The organism is Rhodococcus sp. RS1C4 (genome assembly GCF_002258225.1).
GTDB lineage: Bacteria > Actinomycetota > Actinomycetes > Mycobacteriales > Mycobacteriaceae > Rhodococcoides > Rhodococcoides fascians_E.
Genome location: NZ_NOXZ01000042.1, coordinates 19766 through 38293, shown reverse-complemented (window position 1 = coordinate 38293; position 18528 = coordinate 19766). Strand labels below are relative to the sequence as shown.

14 protein-coding genes are annotated in these 18528 nt (G+C 64.5%); 12 read left to right on the top strand and 2 right to left on the bottom strand.

The features are described 5' to 3' along the window. Positions 1–21: 21 nt before the first annotated feature. Positions 22–1323, bottom strand: coding sequence for an alpha/beta hydrolase (locus tag CH289_RS22075; RefSeq protein WP_033188818.1), 1302 nt, complete (start codon positions 1321–1323; stop codon positions 22–24). Positions 1324–1496: 173 nt separating this feature from the next. On the opposite strand from CH289_RS22075, the gene CH289_RS22070 reads away from it, so the two are divergent. The 4 genes from CH289_RS22070 (at position 1497) to gndA (ending at position 6290) form a co-directional block, all read left to right on the top strand. Then, the gene (locus tag CH289_RS22070; protein WP_019667611.1) at positions 1497–1904 is read left to right on the top strand and encodes a BlaI/MecI/CopY family transcriptional regulator; all 408 of its coding nucleotides are present in this window, start codon (positions 1497–1499) and stop codon (positions 1902–1904) included. Positions 1905–1928: 24 nt separating this feature from the next. Further along, positions 1929–2891 carry a M56 family metallopeptidase gene (locus CH289_RS22065; RefSeq protein WP_094728588.1) on the top strand — a complete coding sequence of 321 codons (963 nt, stop codon included), beginning with the start codon at positions 1929–1931 and terminating at the stop codon, positions 2889–2891. A gap of 264 nt (positions 2892–3155) precedes the next feature. Then, on the top strand, positions 3156–4664 hold the full coding sequence (locus tag CH289_RS22060) for a DEAD/DEAH box helicase (RefSeq protein ID WP_462052414.1): 1509 nt from the start codon (positions 3156–3158) through the stop codon (positions 4662–4664). A 174-nt stretch (positions 4665–4838) separates the two neighbouring features. Next, positions 4839–6290 carry an NADP-dependent phosphogluconate dehydrogenase gene (gene gndA, locus CH289_RS22055; RefSeq protein ID WP_026348219.1) on the top strand — a complete coding sequence of 484 codons (1452 nt, stop codon included), beginning with the start codon at positions 4839–4841 and terminating at the stop codon, positions 6288–6290. A gap of 96 nt (positions 6291–6386) precedes the next feature. On the opposite strand, the gene CH289_RS22050 is transcribed toward gndA, so the two are convergent. Then, the gene (locus tag CH289_RS22050; protein WP_230594195.1) at positions 6387–6911 is read right to left on the bottom strand and encodes a DUF4262 domain-containing protein; all 525 of its coding nucleotides are present in this window, start codon (positions 6909–6911) and stop codon (positions 6387–6389) included. 178 nt (positions 6912–7089) lie between these two features. Between CH289_RS22050 and CH289_RS22045 the strand changes: the two genes are divergently transcribed. The 8 genes from CH289_RS22045 (at position 7090) to CH289_RS22010 (ending at position 18526) form a co-directional block, all read left to right on the top strand. Further along, positions 7090–8403, top strand: a complete 1314-nt coding sequence (locus CH289_RS22045) for a DEAD/DEAH box helicase (RefSeq protein ID WP_033188814.1) — start codon at positions 7090–7092, stop codon at positions 8401–8403. Beyond that, the gene (locus tag CH289_RS22040; RefSeq protein ID WP_037161777.1) at positions 8400–9266 is read left to right on the top strand and encodes a DMT family transporter; all 867 of its coding nucleotides are present in this window, start codon (positions 8400–8402) and stop codon (positions 9264–9266) included. The genes CH289_RS22045 and CH289_RS22040 overlap by 4 nt, the downstream gene beginning before the upstream one ends. An 18-nt stretch (positions 9267–9284) precedes the next feature. Continuing rightward, on the top strand, positions 9285–10721 hold the full coding sequence (locus CH289_RS22035; RefSeq protein ID WP_020113184.1) for a GuaB1 family IMP dehydrogenase-related protein: 1437 nt from the start codon (positions 9285–9287) through the stop codon (positions 10719–10721). Positions 10722–11039: 318 nt separating this feature from the next. Beyond that, on the top strand, positions 11040–12422 hold the full coding sequence (locus CH289_RS22030) for a hemolysin family protein (RefSeq protein WP_019667603.1): 1383 nt from the start codon (positions 11040–11042) through the stop codon (positions 12420–12422). Beyond that, on the top strand, positions 12415–13521 hold the full coding sequence (locus CH289_RS22025) for a hemolysin family protein (RefSeq protein ID WP_033188812.1): 1107 nt from the start codon (positions 12415–12417) through the stop codon (positions 13519–13521). The genes CH289_RS22030 and CH289_RS22025 overlap by 8 nt, the downstream gene beginning before the upstream one ends. Then, positions 13518–14417 (top strand): hypothetical protein, encoded by a 900-nt coding sequence (locus tag CH289_RS22020; RefSeq protein WP_033188811.1) that lies wholly within the window; start codon positions 13518–13520, stop codon positions 14415–14417. The genes CH289_RS22025 and CH289_RS22020 overlap by 4 nt, the downstream gene beginning before the upstream one ends. Before the next feature lie 62 nt (positions 14418–14479). Then, positions 14480–16684: a malate synthase G gene (locus CH289_RS22015; RefSeq protein WP_094728618.1), complete on the top strand. Its 2205-nt coding sequence runs from the start codon at positions 14480–14482 to the stop codon at positions 16682–16684. 99 nt (positions 16685–16783) lie between these two features. Further along, entirely contained in the window at positions 16784–18526 is a 1743-nt protein-coding gene (locus tag CH289_RS22010) for a substrate-binding domain-containing protein (protein ID WP_230621077.1), read from the top strand. The last annotated feature ends 2 nt before the right edge of the window (positions 18527–18528 follow it).

Sequence of the window (18528 nt, the reverse complement as noted above, 5' to 3'; positions counted from 1 at the left end):
GAGCGTCGTCGATGATGTCGTTCACGAGATGAGTCCTACTCTCTGCATCAGCCAGGGCAGTTCTTGCTTCAGTCCTTCGGACCACACGGCGAAGCTGTGTCCCCCCGGCACTTCGAGATACACCACGTCCATGCCTGCGGCTTTCGCGGCCTCGTACATCGCCTTCTGGCCGGGTTTGTAGTCGTTGTCGTCGGCACCGACGACGAATGCTCCCCCCGACTGCGGGAACTGTCGGGTCTTCAGGAGATCCATCGGGTTCACGGCGACGAACGCGGCCTCGTTCCCGCCGAACGCCTCGGCGACGGTGCGGCCGCGGTCACCGAGAGTGGGCTCGGCCTGCCCGGACAGGTCGAGGAAGGTCGGGTAGACGTCGGGGTGGTTGGTCGCCACCTGAATGGAACATGTCCCGCCGTAGGACAGTCCTCCGATGACGCGACTGCGCGGATCCGGATTCACCTGGAGCGTCGATCCGATCCAGTTCGGAACGTCCGTTGCGAGATACGTGTCGACGTTTCCGAGAGGCGAGTCGACGCACAACGGGTTGGCCAGTGTCGAGCCCGTGGCGTCGGCGACGACGACCACCGGCGCCAGACCGGAATGATCGGCGGCGAATGCGTCCATCGTGCTCGCGAGCTGTCCGCCGTTCAACCAATCCTCCGGCTCCCCCGGCTGGCCTGCCATCAGCACCATGGTGGGCAGAAGGGGGCGTGGATCTGCGAAGTAGGCCGGGGGCAGGTAGATCTGTGCGGGTCTCGCCGAGAATCCGGACACCGTCCCGGGGATGGTCGCCGACGTCAACCGCCCTTGCGACGGCATGGATGCGGGCGCCGTCCACGAAGCGTCCAGTGGATCGCCGGTGACCGGATTCGATTGGGTTCCTGGCACGTTGCTCAGATCGACACGATCCGATTGCTCCAGACCGAGCAACGTTCCCACCGTCGGGTAGGCGGCGAACACGAGGTTCACCTGCGCGGCGGCGGCCGCCACCACCAGAACGGCAGCAACCACCGTCACGATCCTGCCGATCAGCCCACTGGATGCGACGGCGCGCGGGACGACCGCGAACAGAGCCGCGAGTCCCACCCCGATCCACACGTAGATCGGGATCTCGATCGGATCGGGGAACGGTCGCCACACCTTCTCGACGACGTAATAGAGCGCCACTGCGACGAGGGCCGCAACGAGTAGACAGATCGGAAGTGCTCGGCGGACGTACCACTTCGTTCGGCTGACGATCAGCCACAGGGCGCCGAGTGCACCCAGAGCGAGGGTGATCCAAGACGTCGTGTCGTCGACGAGCGAAGCTGACACGAACCAGTTCATGACTGCAGAATAAACACAGAGTGGATGCGGTTCGGTGAACGCGATCGAAGTCCACCGGAAAGTCATCCTCCGGGTGGGCGGAACGTCGGATATGACGCATCCCACACGCCCAGGGCGACCTTACTACCGGCAGTAGTACGCATTTGTGTCGGACTAGCCGTAGACTCGGACGAATGGCAGGTCTAGGCGAACTCGAGCGTGCAGTGATGGATCATTTGTGGGATTCATCGGAACCGCAAACCGTGCGGCAGGTCCACGAGGCGCTCGCGACTCATCGTGAACTCGCCTACACCACCGTCATGACGGTTCTTCAACGTCTGGCGAAGAAGCAACTTGTCGTCCAGCAGCGAGACGACCGCGCGCACCGTTACATACCCCTGCACGGGCGGGACGAACTGGTTGCAAGCCTCATGGTCGACGCCTTGGCGCAGGCCCCCGAGTCCGGTGGGCGCGCGGCCGCCCTCGTTCACTTCGTCGGGCAGGTAGGCGCAGACGAGGCCGCGGCCCTCCGCGAAGCACTCGCCGCACTGGAAGTGGCACAATCGGAATCGCCCACGATCGAAGATCGCAACACGAATTGATTCCTGCCCTCGGTTAGTGAGGAAATGAACTCCACCACAGCACTGGTCTTCGCGGTTCTCGCCCTGTTGCTGACGGGTCCGATTCCCGCATTCCTGAGCAAAGCCACGTGGCCCTATCGGGCCCCGCGGGCGGCCCTTGTGCTGTGGCAGGCAATCGCCGTCGCCGCCGTGTTCTCCGCCTTCAGCTCCGGCCTCGCCATCGGTGGACTGTTGCTGGTTCCAGGCCCGGACGGTCGGCCGACGACGGCGCCCACCGACGAAATAGAAGCGCTGGGCCTCCCGCTGTGGATTCTGTACGTGGTGGTGCTGGCGATCACTCTCGGAATCGGCGCGAAACTGATGTTTTCCATCGTCCAGGTTGCGGTGAAGACCAGGCGGCGGCGTGCCCGTCACCGCATGCTCGTCGACTTGCTGGACCGCGGAAGCGACGACGAGCGGCCGTTTCCCGGAATCCGAGATGCCGATGTTCGTGTTCTCGACGCCGTCGAGCCCATTGCCTACTGCCTTCCCGGTCTCAGGCAGAGAGTCGTCCTCAGCGAAGGGGTACTGACCAATCTCAGCCGTGCCGAAGTGAAAGCGATCCTCAGCCACGAACGGTCGCACCTCCGATCACGGCACGACCTGGTACTCGAGGCGTTCACCGCAGTCAACGAGGCGTTCCCGCGGATCGTGCGTAGCAAGTCCGCACTCGGCAGCGTGCAGCTTCTCGTCGAACTTCTCGCGGACGATTCGGCCGTGAAAGTCACCGGACCCACTCCCCTCGCCCGAGCGCTCGTCACGTGTGCCGGTTCCACAGCGCCGCGCGGCGCGATGGCGGCCGGCGGGCCGAGCACTCTCATTCGAGTGAAGCGCCTCAACGGACCCAGGACGGACGTCAGAACGTCGGTGGCCGCGTATGCCGCAGCTGCGGTCATTCTGGTCGTACCCACGATCTTCGTCGCCATGCCCTGGCTGGAAGAACTCAACCGTCTCATGCGTCATTCCTGAGGGGTCGGCCAGCTCACAGTCGTTCGAATCGGCGAATCGAACGCTTGTCTTGTAGACTCGATCATCGGTCGCCATTGCGGCCGAGCAACTCGAAAAGGCACAAACAGCCCCACTCTGCGCATTCGATTCAGCGCACGGATGGCCAGGTGACAGTGCCCTGGCTCGTCAGATATTTGTTCCAGCTGTTGTTTGTGCCCTCTTTCCGTGGGCGTTCTCCCAGCTTGTGCTTCTTGGCGCGCCCGTAAACCGGAGAGGTTCAACTGCGTGACTCACGCTGTTTCGACTAGTACATCCACCCCCGACGCGTCGGACGCCACGAGCGATCCCGCCGTGGTCACCTTCGCCGAACTCGGCCTACCCGAACCTGTGGTAGCCGCCTTGGCGCGCAACTCCATCACCGTGCCCTCGCCCATCCAGGCAATGGCACTCCCGGACGCAATCGCCGGCAAGAACGTCCTCGGCCGGGCTCAGACCGGCTCGGGCAAAACGCTCGCCTTCGGCCTTCCCATCCTGGCCAGGCTCGCTCGCCACACCGACAGGCCCGCAGCCAAGCGTCCCCGTTCGCTCGTTCTCGTACCGACGCGCGAACTCGCTTTCCAGGTTGTCGAGTCCATGACTCCCTACGCAGGCGCGCTGGGCCTCACGGTCCGTGCAGCCGTCGGCGGCATGCCGTTCAACAAGCAGGTAGAACAACTCCGCCGTGGCGTCGACGTACTCGTCGCGACCCCGGGACGCCTCGCAGATCACCTCCGTCAGAGCACATGCATCCTCGATTCCATCGAGATCACCGCTCTCGACGAAGCAGACCAGATGGCCGACATGGGCTTCCTGCCCGAGGTGCGCGCAGTCCTCGCCGACACTCCGTCGGACGGCCAGCGCCTGCTGTTCTCCGCCACGCTCGATCGTGAAGTGCAGTCACTCGTCCGTCAGTTCCTGCCCGACCACGTCGAGCACTCCACTCAGGACGGCAAGGCAAGCGTCCGCACCATGGAGCACTACATGCTCATGGTCGATCGCGGCCAGAAGGACATCGTCCTGTCGGAGATCGGCGCCCGCGAAGGTCGCACCATCATGTTCGCTCGTACCAAGCTCGGTTGCGACGGAATCACCGACCGCCTTCGTGCACTCGGCATCGCAGCCGAGTCCCTGCACGGCGGCAAGGCTCAGAACCAGCGCACGCGGGTCCTCGAACGCTTCAAGAGCGGGCGCACACCTGTGCTCGTCGCTACCGATGTCGCTGCACGCGGAATCCATGTGGACGGAATCGACCTCGTCGTACATGTGGACCCGCCCGCAGACCACAAGGACTACCTTCACCGCGCCGGGCGTACCGCCCGCGCGGGAGAGAAGGGCACAGTCGTCGCAATCGTCCTGCCCAACCAGCGTCGTCAGATTCAGCGTCTGACCGGCATGGCAGGCGTGAAGTCGACTTCGGTGAACGTGTCACCCGGATCCGACGAACTCGCTCGCATCACGGGAGCGCAGAAGCCGTCCGGCGAGCCGCTGCGCGCGGTGAGCTCCGCTCCCCGTGACCGCCGCGACAGCCGTCCCCGCACCGGCGGCTACCAAGGCGACCGCCCTCGCACCGGCGGCTACCAAGGCGACCGCCCTCGCACCGGCGGCTACCAAGGCGACCGCCCTCGCACCGGCGGCTACCAAGGCGACCGCCCCCGTACCAACGCAGTGCACGACGCTCCGCGGTCCGGTGGTTTTCGGAGTCGCACCGACCGCCGCGAGTACGAAGGTTTCGACGGGCCCGCTCGCAATCGCTGATCGGCCCCAAAGTTACTGACGAGTAACGCATTCCGACGCCGGAGGGCGCTGTCACGATTCTCGTGGCGGCGCCCTCCGGCGTTTCGGTTCGAACGGTGTCCGGGGTGACGACACTCGCACCACGGATATCGCCCCCAACTTCCATTGCCGGGCGTCGCAGGGAAAGCTGTACCTATGACTTCAGGAGTGGAATCGTCAGACCTCGCCCAGATCGGTGTCACCGGACTTGCCGTGATGGGTTCGAACATCGCCCGCAACTTCGCGCGCAACGGTCATACCGTTGCCCTTCACAACCGCAGCATCGCCAAGACGGATGCTCTTCTTGCCGAGCACGGCAGCGACGGCAACTTCGTTCGCACCGAGACCATCGAGGAGTTCGTCGCGGCACTGCAGAAGCCGCGTCGGGTTCTCATCATGGTCAAAGCCGGTGACGCAACCGACGCGGTGATCGAGGAGCTCGCCGGAGCGATGGAAGAGGGCGACATCATCATCGATGGTGGAAACGCTCTGTACACGGACACGATTCGCCGTGAAGCTGCGCTGAAGAAGCGCGGCCTGCTGTTCGTCGGAGCGGGAATCTCCGGTGGTGAAGAAGGTGCACTCAACGGCCCGTCGATCATGCCCGGTGGACCCGTGGACTCGTACAAGGCACTCGGCCCGTTGCTGGAGTCGATTGCTGCTCAGGTCGACGGAACGCCGTGCTGCACGCACATCGGCCCCGACGGTTCGGGTCACTTCGTCAAGATGGTGCACAACGGTATCGAGTACGCCGACATGCAGTTGATCGGTGAGGCCTACAACTTGTTCCGCGATGCTCTGGACTACACGCCTGAGCAGATCGCGGATGTTTTCACGGAATGGAACAAGGGCGACCTCGAGAGCTACCTCGTCGAGATCACGGCCGAAGTGCTGAACCAGGTCGACGCCAAGACGGGCAAGCCGCTCGTCGACGTCATCGTCGATGCAGCCGAGCAGAAGGGCACCGGTCGCTGGACGGTCAAGGCCGCCCTGGATCTGGGCGTTCCCGTGACCGGCATTGCCGAGGCTGTGTTCGCCCGCGCACTCTCGGGATCGCGTGGGCAGCGCAAAGCAGCTGTCGGTCTCGCGTCCGGTGAACTCGCAGCCAAGCCCACCGACGCGGAGCAGTTCACCCACGACATCTCTCGTGCTCTGTACGCATCCAAGATCGTCGCGTACGCGCAGGGCTTCGACCAGATCGCAGCCGGCAGTACCGAGTACGACTGGAACCTTCACCCGGGCGACCTCGCCACCATCTGGCGCGGCGGTTGCATCATTCGCGCTCGATTCCTCGATCGGATCAAGGATGCGTACGACGACAATGCCGAGCTGCCGAGTCTTATCCTCGCGCCGTACTTCCGTGAAGCCATCGAGAACGCGATCGACAGTTGGCGACGCGTTGTCGTCACGGCAGCCTCGCTCGGGATTCCGGTCCCGGCGTTCGCTTCCTCGCTCGCGTACTACGACGCGCTTCGTGCAGAGCGTCTACCCGCTGCTCTGACGCAGGGACAGCGTGACTTCTTCGGCGCCCACACCTATGAGCGCGTCGATGCAGAAGGCAAGTTCCACACTCTCTGGAGCGGTGACCGCAGCGAAGTCCAAGCCTGACGCGTAGGCGTTCCGATCGTGGTGCACCGAACCGTGCGCGGTCCGGTGTACCACGATCGTCGCCGTCGTGAGCGGCGCTGTTCGCCTCCATCGCCACTACCACCCCGGCGGCGGACCGAGTATCGGTTGCACGATCGTCGAGGGGTACTCCCCTTCCCATGGCAGATTGCCGTAGTGATCCCGCCAGACAGCCTGTACGGCGCGTAGCGCGCCGTCGGGATAGAGACGTCGGCACATCAGAAGCCACTCCTCCGGATAGGCGACGTCGACGAACGACACCTCGAACCCGCCGGCGGTGCAGTACTGGCCTGCCTCGAAGTGCTGCCCTCCGAATTGAATTCGACGAGCGAGTACGTTGAGCACTGCTGCCGACTCACCCGGTGACCGACCCGTCATCACGATCTCGGGGTGGCCCATGCCGGCAAGTCCCACCGTGTAGCAGAACGCAGGATCGACCATCCCGTCACCGGCGTAGTCGTCGTCGGTGTGGCCGCTGTTCCCGAATTCACCGTCCAGGGCGGTGGCGGCGCTGGACGACACGTATTGCAGCGCCCACCCGTATCGCCCGATCAAGGTCTCCACCGAGTCGACGTAGTCGTCGATCGACTGCCCGTTGCACATCCCGCACATGCTGCCCCCTGAAGTCGTGTAGCCCCGTCGTGTTCGAACTACTGTTCGAGCGGGTAGATGATGACGCAGAGGTCCGACAGAAACGCCGACACCGACGAGGTTCGGTCGGCGCGAGGAACGGATGGGAATGTCCCTCGGCCGGGTGGATGAGGAGCGGTACTGTTCCGCTATGCCCGACCACCACTCGACATTTGCAGACCTGGGGCTGAAACCTGTCGTGGTACACGCTCTCCGAAGGAGCGGTGTCGAGTCACCGTTTCCGATTCAGGCCGCGGTGGTACAAGATGCGTTGGCCGGCTCGGACATTCTCGGGCGTGCACCGACCGGGTCGGGTAAGACCTTGGCGTTCGGGTTGCCGCTGCTTCAACGGCTGAGCGGAGGCAGTAGCCGACCCTCCCGTCCGCGGTCGGTGATACTGGCTCCGACGCGAGAACTGGCGCTCCAGATCGAGAAGGCTCTCGACGAGGCTGCTCTGGCCTTGGGGGTGCGAGTCGCGGCTGTCGTCGGTGGCGTTCCCGTCCGGCGTCAGGCGGAGCGCCTCGCTCGAGGTGTGGATGTCGTGGTGGCGACACCCGGGCGTCTGGACGATCTGGCTGCCCGAGGCTTCGTCGATCTGAGTTCGGTGACGATTTCCGTGGTCGACGAGGCCGACAGGATGGCGGATCTGGGATTCCTGCCCCAAGTCGTCTCTGTGCTGGATCGTACCGACTCGACGGGTCAGCGAATGTTGTTCTCGGCCACCCTCGACGGCGACGTCGACGACCTGATCCGTCGATATCTCCGTTCTCCGGTCACGCACACCGTCGACGTGCTCCCGATCGCGGAGCGCACAGCGCGACACCATTTCTTCCGTGTCGTCGGATCGGAGAAGGAGTCCGTGGTGGCGTCCATCGCTTCGCGAGACGGACAGACCATGCTGTTCGTCCGAACGAAGTTCGCGGTCGATCGCCTGACCGAGTCACTGCGTTCGGTGGGGGTGAACGCAGCCGGCCTACACGGCGACAAAACGCAGGCCAATCGCATCCGAACGCTGGCGTCGTTCGAGGCTGGACATGTCCCGGTCCTGGTTGCAACGGATGTGATGGCACGGGGAATCCATGTCGATTCCGTCTCGGTCGTCGTCCACGTCGATCCACCCGCCGATGCGAAGGAGTACACCCATCGCGCCGGCAGAACAGCACGAGCCGGCGCCTCGGGGGTCGTGGTGACGTTGGCGACCGAGTCCCAGGTGCCTGCTGCCGTGGCCGCGGCTACCGCGGCAGGCATCGACGCGCACTTCGTGGCTGTGACCGAACACGATCCGGTTCTCGTGTCCGTCGTCGGCGCGCGGCGACCCCCCGGGCGACCGGTCACCGACCCGTTTCCGGCGACTGCGACCGGAACGAGCACCGCTGCGCCCGGCAGGTCGCGCCCCGGCCGAACGCCCGGATCTTCGCGTGCGTCACGCCGAGGCGTGGCCGGGCGTCGTAGCGGACGCCGATGAACGGGTTTCCGGTATTGACCGTGGCACTCGCGCTCGTCGCGGCGATGCTGTTCGCGTGCGCTTCGGTGGCGCAACAGAGCGCCGCGGCCGCGGTCCCGGAAGGCCGATCCTTGATGTCGACGCTCCTCCGAAGCCCGCGGTGGTGGGCAGGGGTTGTCGGCGACGTCGGTGGCTATGCGGTTCAGGTCGCCGCGTTGTGGGTGGGAAGTGTGCTGATCGTCCAGCCGTTGGTCGTGTCCATGCTGCTCTTCGCACTCCCCTTGTCCGCGAAGTTCTCCGGCTTCAAGATGACCCGATCGACGTGGCTGCTGGCGATTTCTCTGGCGCTCGCACTTGCGGTCTTCATCGTCGTCGGTGATCCGACCGAAGGCCACTCCAATGCACCGTTCGCCGAATGGCTGGTTCCGCTGCTGGTGACGACGGTCGTGATATCGGTGTTCGCGGTGGCCGGATTCGTCCTGCACAACCCCGGATACCGAGCGCTGTTGCTCGGCGCCGCCGGTGGGCTTCTGTTCGGAGTGGCGGTGGCGTTCACCAAGTTCGTGACCGACCTCGTGGAGAAAGACCTCGTTTCTGCCATCACCGCGTGGCAGACGTACGCACTCGTCGGGTGCGGCGTTCTGGGTTTCTACCTTCAGCAGGTTGCGTTCCAAGCTGGTCCACTCTCCGCGTCCCTCCCCGCTGTGACCATCGGAGAACCGTTCGGGGCGGCGTTCCTGGGAATCACCGTGCTCGACGAGCGCGTTCGCGACGACCCCGGCGCTTTGGTGATCATCGGCTGCTCGGTCCTGGTCATGATCGTCGCGACGATCGCGCTGTCTCGGTCGCAGGCCCAACTGGCCGAGAGCGTAACCGGCGCCTGACAGGTAAGCTGGCGCAACGTGCAGTTTCTCGATGGCCACCGGCCCCCATACGACCTGACGTACGACGACGTGTTCTTCGTCCCGAACCGAACGGATGTCACCTCCCGTTTCGACGTCGATCTCTCGACCTCCGACGGCACGGGTACCACCATTCCGATCGTCGTGTCGAACATGACCGCGGTGTCCGGTCGGCGGATGGCCGAGACCGTTGCGCGACGCGGTGGGATCACTGTCCTACCTCAGGATCTGCCCATCGAGGCAGTCGCGGACACAGTTGCCTTCGTCAAGAGCCGCGATCTCGTCGCGGACACCCCGGTAGTGCTGGCGCCCGACGCCTCGGTGTCCGACGCACTCGCTCTCGTACACAAGCGCGCTCACGGCGCCGTCGTCATCACGGAGGAGGGACGTCCTGTCGGTGTCGTCACCGAGGCGTCCTGCACCGATGTGGACCGCTTCGCTCGCGTGCAGTCCGTTGCGGCAACGGATTTCGTGACGGCACCGGCAGATGCGTCGCCGCGTGAGGTGTTCGATGCCCTCGAGGCCGCCCACGAGAACCTTGCCGTGCTGGTGAATCCGGACGGGACTCTCGCCGGTGTGCTCACGAAGACAGGCGCGGTGCGCGCGGGGATCTATGCGCCTGCCGTCGACACGAACAATCGGTTGCGTATCGCCGCAGCGGTCGGCATCAACGGTGACGTCACCGCGAAGGCGCGTGCACTCGTCGAGGCCGGGGCCGACGTTCTGGTCATCGACACTGCGCACGGTCATCAGGAGAAGATGCTGGACGCGTTGGCTGCGATCTCCGCGCTCGACCTCGGTGTTCCTCTGGCTGCGGGCAACGTCGTGTCCGCCGAAGGCACTCGCGATCTGATCGGAGCCGGAGCGGACATCGTGAAGGTCGGCGTCGGACCTGGCGCGATGTGCACCACCCGGATGATGACGGGTGTGGGTCGACCACAGTTCTCCGCTGTTGCGGAATGCTCTGCGGCGGCAGCTGATCTCGGTGGATCGGTCTGGGCCGACGGCGGCGTGCGGCACCCCCGCGACGTGGCTCTTGCGCTGGCTGCGGGTGCTGCGAACGTCATGATCGGGTCGTGGTTCGCCGGAACGTACGAGTCTCCCGGTGATCTGCGTACCGATTCGTCGGGTCGCGCCTACAAGGAGAGTTTCGGAATGGCGTCCAAGCGTGCGGTTGCTGCACGGACGGCCACCGACAGTGCGTTCGACCGTGCACGAAAGGGCTTGTTCGAGGAGGGGATCTCCAGTTCGAGGATGCGCTTGGACCCGGACCGCCCCGGGGTCGAGGATCTGATCGACCACATCTGCGCTGGTGTGCGCAGTACCTGCACGTACGCGGGTGCTCGTAACCTCTCCGAGTTGCACGACCGCGCCGTGCTCGGGGTGCAGTCGGCTGCAGGTTTCGCCGAGGGAAGGCCATTGCCGACAGGTTGGTAAGTATCCCGACCGGCTGGTGAACGTGTCGAGGCTGTCCGCGGGCGCTGCCCGAGCCGTGTTCTCGGCGGGAAACCGTTAAGATCAGGGCTTCGGCAATACGCGGACTTCCTCCGCACAGTGTCCGCTCGAGGCGGGCGGGGGGAAGCGAGAGAAAGGACCAAGGTGCCCGAGGCACCCGTTATCAGCACTGTTGTGACCGCTCAGGGCGAGTCCAACGACGAGGGCTCCACTTCGGAGGGCTCCTCTATCGAGCCGGGTGAACGACCCGGCGAAACTCACGGCGCGATGCGCCTCTCCCAACTCCGGCGGCGATGACCGGTGGAGATTGCGATCAGCATCCTCGGCCTACTCGGCTTCGTGGCGTTGACCGCCGGCACAGCGCTCTTCGTGGCAGCGGAATTCTCACTGACCGCGCTGGAGCGAAGTGCAGTCGATTCGGCGGCCGCCGATCTCGGTGACATGCGCGCCCGGCAGGTCCAGCGTGCGCACAAGACGTTGTCCTTCCAGCTGTCCGGTGCACAACTGGGCATCACGATCACGACGCTGATCACCGGTTATCTGGCCGAGCCGATCCTCGCGGGATTCTTCGTTCCGCTGGCGACGGCGGTCGGTGCCTCCGACACCGTCGCCTCTGCGGTGTCTCTGGCGGCAGCCTTGTTGATCGCCACGTCGTTCTCGATGATCTTCGGTGAGCTCGTACCGAAGAACATCGCCATCGCAATGCCCATGGCGACTGCCCGTGCGACCGCCGGAGCGATGTCAGGGTTCTCGGCGGTCTTTCGATGGGCCATCAAGGGTCTGAACGGGTCGGCGAACTGGCTGGTTCGGCGACTGGGCATCGAACCTGCCGAGGAGTTGAGGTCGGCGCGTTCGCCGCGCGAGCTCGGCTCGCTCGTGCGCACGTCGGCACAACTCGGAGCGCTGGACGAGGGAACGGCCCGCCTGGTGGACAGGTCGTTGCAGTTCGGCGAGCGCACAGCCGAGGAATTGATGACTCCCCGGGTGAAGGTGGAGTCGTTGTCGGTGTCGGACACTGCGTTCGACTTGATCGAAACCGCCGCGCGTACCGGCTTTTCGCGCTTTCCCGTCGTCGACGGCGACTTGGACGACACGGTCGGAGTGGTGCACATCAAGCATGCATTCGCTGTCGGGAGCGCACACCGCCGCACTACCCGACTCGCCGACCTGGCTCAGGACGTGCCGGTCGTGCCCTCGAGTCTCGACGGGGACACCGTGATGGAACGGGTGCGGGCGGACGGAATGCAGGTTGCCCTGGTCGTCGACGAGTACGGCGGAACCGCCGGGATGGTGACGATGGAAGACCTCATCGAGGAAATCGTCGGAGACGTCCGCGACGAGCACGACGAACCGGAAGTCGACGTGCAGCGGGTGGGTGACAGTTGGATCTGTTCCGGGCTGCTGCGCATCGACGAGGTAGCTACGGCCACCGGTTATCGAGCCCCTGAAGGGGAGTACGAGACCATCGGCGGACTCGTACTGACCCGACTCGGGCGGATCCCCACCGAGGGAGACACCACCGTCCTTCCTGCTGGTCCGTTCGAGGAGCCGTCGGAGTCGGACGGTGGTTGGATCGCGAAGGTCACGCGCATGGACGGTCGGCGTATCGACCGAATTCTGCTCCAGCCGGTAGACGCCGAACGTATCGCGACGGTGGGCAAGGAGGCGAGAATCCGTGGGTGACGTATTGGCTGTTCTGCTCGCCGTCTTTCTGCTCGCCGGCAATGCGTTCTTCGTCGGTGCCGAGTTCTCGCTGATCTCGGCGCGCCGCGATCGTCTGGAATCCCTTCTCGCACAGGGCAAGAAACGGGCGAAGTCGGTCATCGAGGCGGGCCAGAACCTGTCGCTGATGTTGGCTGCCGCCCAGCTCGGCATCACCATCTGCTCGATTCTGCTGGGTAGGGTGGGTGAGCCGGCGGTTGCGCACCTGTTCGAGAAACCGATGGACTGGGTCGGCATTCCCGACGCCTTCCTTCATCCCATCTCGTTCACCATCGCGCTCGGTCTCGTGGTGGTGTTGCACATTCTCATCGGTGAGATGGTTCCGAAGAACATCGCCATTGCTGGTCCGGAGCGGACTGCGATGATTCTGGTGCCGATCCATCTCATGTTCATCAAGTTGGCCAAGCCGTTGATCTCGTTCTACAACGTGTGCGCCAACCTGACGCTGCGTGCGCTGAGGATCGAGCCCAAGGACGAGCTCGATTCCTCGGTCTCCGCGGACGAGTTGTCGCAGATGATCGGCGAGTCGCGATCGGAAGGTCTCATCGACGAAGAAGAGCATCGGCGTCTGACGCAGGCTCTGGACACGTCGGGCCGGACCGTCGCGGATGTTCTCATTCCGTCTGCGCAGGTACGTAGTGTGCGTCTCGCGGTATCGGACAGGGCAGCCGGACCGACGCTCGGTTCCGTGGAGGAAGCAGTGACCGCTACGGGATTCTCGCGGTATCCGGTGCAGGCTCCCGACGGTTCGCTGGTGGGATACCTGCACCTGAAGGACGTTCTGGAATACATGGTCGACGACGCGGCAGGCCCCGAGTCGGTGATTCCGCGTTCCGAGGTGCGCCCCCTACCTGTGGTCTCGTCGGACACGACGCTCGACGATGCGCTGACGCGTCTGCGGCGGACGCGTAGCCACTTGGGTGTCGTGCACGATTCGACTGGCTCGACCATCGGGATCGTCGCACTGGAGGATTTGGTCGAGGAGTTCGTCGGTACCGTTCGAGACGGCACACACCGGATCGCGGGTCCTGCCCCCGGTGGAGTCCTTCGGCGACCATGACATCGGAGTTGCGAGAGGCGGAGTGGACGGCGTCGAGGGAGATGCATTTCGCGCGCGTCGAGCACCTGATCGGCGATTATCTGGTGCAGCGCGCGGAGGGTGCGTACCACCCGGTCCTCGACTTTCTGTTCACGTACTATAGCTTCAAGCCGGGACACCTGAAGCGATGGAGTCCCGGTTACGGCGTCACGCTGACCGGGCCGAGAGCCGACGAATATGCCCAGTTCGCAGCCTACGAACCGGCGCCGAGCGGAGGCTATCGGGTACGCGAGTCACTGCTCGAGCGCAGGCTGTCCGCGGTCGAGTTCACGCACGGCCTTCTGTCCGCGACGACTACTCGCCCACCGAACCTGGGGTGTTTCGGCCTGCACGAGTGGGCGATGGTCTACCGGGGCGGCGAAGCCGCCCTCCGGCACGGAACGGTTCCACTGCGCCTCGGTCACGCGGGTACCGACAGCGTCGTGGAGAAAATGAACCTTCGGTGCACGCATTACGACGCTTTTCGCTTCTTCACCGACGACGCGGTACCTCGCAACATGTTGCGCCTCGAGCCGAGCGGCAGAGTGGACCGTGAACAGCCGGGGTGCGTCCACGCCAGCATGGATCTGTACAAGTGGAGCTACAAGCTGTCACCCCTCGTGGACTCGGCCCTGGTCACGGACTGCTTCGAGCTCGCACTGGACGCACGAACCGTCGATATGCGTGCAAGTCCCTACGATCTGTCGGATTACGGCGTCGACGCCATCGAGATCGAAACCCCGTCAGGACGAGCGGAGTACGTGCGTGCGCAGACTCGACTGATGGACAGGGCTGCCCCTCTCCGCTCGGAACTTATCCGCCGATGCCAGAATCTACTGGTGAGCGGCGGTGCCACCGCCCGAGCTACCGCCGAGTAACATAGGCGGAGTTGTCGCCGAGGCGCCTTGTGCGCGTTTTGACCGGAAAGAGCGAGGGATTCATGACCGATCGTGTTTCTGTTGGTGGTCTTCAGGTTGCCCAGGTTTTGTACGACTTCGTGCAGAACGAAGCGCTTCCGGGCACCGGTGTGGATTCGGAGAAGTTCTGGAGCGGCGTGGAGGCCGTGATCACGGATCTGGCCCCGAAGAACAAGGCCCTGCTGGGTGTTCGTGACGAAATCCAGGGCAAGGTCGATGCGTGGCACGGTGAGCACGCCGGACCGAATTACGACAGGAGCGCATACACGGCGTTCTTGAAGGAAATCGGGTACCTGGTCGATGAGCCCGCGGACTTCCACATCACCACCTCCGGTGTCGACACCGAGATCACCTCCACCGCGGGCCCGCAACTCGTGGTCCCGGTTCTCAACGCCCGCTTCGCGATCAACGCCTCCAACGCACGCTGGGGATCGCTCTACGACGCCCTGTACGGCACCGACGCCATCCCGGAGGACGGCGGCGCGGAGAAGGGCACCAGCTACAACAAGGTCCGCGGCGACAAGGTCATCGCCTTCGCCCGCGAGTTCCTCGACGAGGCTGCTCCCCTGTCCTCCGGTTCACACGTCGGCACCACCAAGTACGTTGTCGACACCTCCGCTACCGGGGCCGCATCGTTGACGGTCACCCTCGCCGACGGATCCACAGTCGGTTTGGCAGACCCGGCGCAGCTGCTCGGATACCAGGGCGCACCGAATGCGCCGACGGCGATTCTTCTCGTGCACAACGGGTTGCACTTCGAGATCCAGATCGACCCGCAGTCTCCGATCGGCGCGACCGACGCCGCAGGCGTCAAGGATGTCCTCCTCGAATCCGCGGTGACCACGATCATGGACTTCGAGGATTCGGTCGCGGCGGTCGATGCCGACGACAAGGTTCTCGGCTACCGCAACTGGCTCGGTTTGATGCGCGGCGATCTCACCGAAGAGGTCTCCAAGGGCGGCAAGACCTTCACCCGCAGCTTGAACCAGGACCGCAGCTACACGGCGGTCGACGGCAGTGCAGGTGACGGCGGTGAGCTCATCCTGCACGGTCGGTCGCTGCTGTTCGTCCGCAACGTCGGGCACCTGATGACCTCCGATGCGATCCTCGACGCCGACGGCAACGAGGTCCCCGAGGGCATCCTCGATGCCCTGTTCACCTCGCTCGCGGGTCTGCATTCCCTCGGTGCGGACAATGTCCTGAAGAACAGCCGCACCGGATCGTTGTACATCGTCAAGCCGAAGATGCACGGTCCCGACGAGGTCGCGTTCACTGCGGAACTGTTCGGCCGGGTGGAGCAGGTTCTCGGGTTGCCGGTCAACACCCTCAAGGTCGGCATCATGGACGAGGAACGCCGCACCACGGTCAACTTGAAGGCCGCGATCGAGGCTGCGAAGGAACGTGTGGTGTTCATCAACACCGGCTTCCTCGACCGGACGGGCGATGAGATCCACACCTCGATGGAGGCCGGACCGGTCGTGCCGAAGGGTGAGATGAAGGCCCAGGGCTGGATCAAGGCGTACGAGGACTTCAATGTCGACACCGGCTTGGCTGCCGGGCTGGAAGGCAAAGCGCAGATCGGCAAGGGCATGTGGGCGATGCCGGATCTGATGCACGACATGCTCGAGCAGAAGATCGGGCATCCACAGTCCGGTGCCAACACTGCGTGGGTGCCCTCGCCGACGGCAGCGACGTTGCACGCCTTGCACTATCACAAGGTCGATGTGTTCGCCCGTCAGGAAGAGATCGCGAAGTCCAAGCGCGCCACTGTCGAGGAGATCCTCGAGATTCCGTTGGCACCTGCGACCGACTGGTCCGAGGAGCAGAAGCAACGCGAGCTCGACAACAATGCCCAGTCGATCCTCGGGTATGTGGTGCGGTGGATCGATCACGGTGTGGGATGTTCGAAGGTTCCCGACATCAATGACATCGCGTTGATGGAAGATCGGGCGACACTGCGTATCTCGAGTCAGTTCCTGGCGAACTGGTTGCGGCACGGCATCGTCACCGAAGATCAAGTGCGTGCCTCGCTCGAGCGGATGGCGCCGGTGGTGGACCGACAGAACGCATCGGACCCGACGTACAAGAACCTCGCGCCGGATTTCGAGTCGAACATCGCCTTCCAAGCGGCCAGTGACCTGATCTTGCAGGGCACCAGCCAGCCCAACGGCTACACCGAACCGATCCTGCACCGCCGCCGCCGCGAGTACAAAGCAGCAACACGCTGACGAGCCCGCGGAGTGACCGGGCAGTTACAGGAGCGGAGCCCGCGGAGTGACCGGATGACACTGTGCGGTCACTTGGGGCGCGACAAGTAACCTCTTGTCGTGGGCGAACATCGAACCTCCGGCGGATCCCGTGGAGTGAGCAAGGGACCCGTCGTCGCGGCGGGCACCATCCTCGTGGTGGTGCTCGCTGTGTTCGGTTGGTTCCAACTCCGCGACCGTATTGCCGATCAGGGCACGGAAGCGGCCGATACCTGTGTCGAAGGTCCGGCGGTGGTGCCGATCGTCGTCGACCCGGACATCTCGTCGCAGGTGACACAGTTGGCGGCGGCGTTCACCGACAGTTCTCCTGTGGTACGCGATCACTGCGTGTCGCTCGAGGTGTCCACTCACGATTCCGCTGTGGTGGGACCTGCCCTGGCTGCGGGCGAAAGCGCGTGGGACGCTGCTGCGTTGGGTCCGCAACCGGCGTTGTGGATCCCGCGGTCGTCGGATTCCGTTGCCGATCTACCGGCCGGCGCTGTGAACGGCACGCCTCGTTCTGTCGCGTCGTCACCGGTTGTCCTGGCTGCACCGATCGCTGTAGCCGATGCGCTGGAGGCCGCGGACATCGGGTGGGCCGATATTCCTCGCCTGCAGGCGGCACCCGACGGGCTCGACGCGATCGGACTTCCCGGGTGGGGCGGGCTTCGCCTTCTCCTTCCCCTCGGGCCGGAATCCGATGCGTCGACGGCCGCGCTGCGAGCGGTAGCGGCAACCACCTACGACTCCTCCGTGTACGACGAATCGGGCGTTGCCAGTGCGGACGTCGCCCGAAGCGCGCCCACTGTCTCCGCGATGTCCGCGCTCGCGACCACCGATCTCGGAACGCCCTCCACGACGAGCGATTCGACCGATTCGGCACTTGCCCGGCTGAGCGCCGACACTTCACCGACAGCCGACGCGCACACTGTTCCGGTGTCTGCGAGGCAACTCACCGCGTCGTCCCAGAGTGGTGTCACGGCTTTCACTCCGCGAGGTGACGGGCCCGTGTTCGACCACCCGGCCGTGGTGCTGGCCGGAGCGTGGACGGACGACACGGCGAGCCGCGCCGCAGCACAGTTCGTCGACTTCATGTCCGGGCCGGACAACACTTCGGTGTTCTCCGACGCGGGGTTCGATGTTGCCGCTCGGTCGCCGGTGTCGCTGCCACCGCAGAACACCGAGTTCGGCCGAACGCTTGTCGATGCAGTTCTCGAGCCTGCTACACCTCGGCGAGTGACGACACTTCTCGACGCATCCGGGTCGATGGACACGGCGGAGGGTTCGGAGACTCGGTTGCAGAACACAGTTGCAGCATTGGATCGCCAGTTCGACTCGGTCATGGATGCCACCGAATTGGGGTTGTGGATCTACAGCAAGGATTTGGACGGCACACGCGCGTTCCGAACCCTTGTGCCGACCGGCCCGGTCGAGGAAGTCCTGGGTAGCGAGACTCGTCGGGAACGTCTGTTGGCCGAGGCCGCGGCGGTTCGACCCGCCACTGCGACGTCGACGTACGAGTCGGTGCTCGCCGCCTATCTCGACGCTCTGTCGACGTACGTCCCCGGCAAGCCGAACAGCGTCGTCCTCATCACCGACGGTCCGAACGACGATCCGACCATCTCGGCGAGTCGATTCCTGGAGATGGTGTCGGATCTGATCGATCCGGAGCGTCCGGTGGCAGTCGATGTCGTCGCGATCGGAACCAATCCGGACAGTTCGACGTTGCAGTCAGTGTCCGATGCCACGGGCGGCTCGTTCAACACCGTTGCGTCGTCGGACGGTGAGGAACTCCCCGACCTTCTTCGAAAGTTGCTGTACTGAAA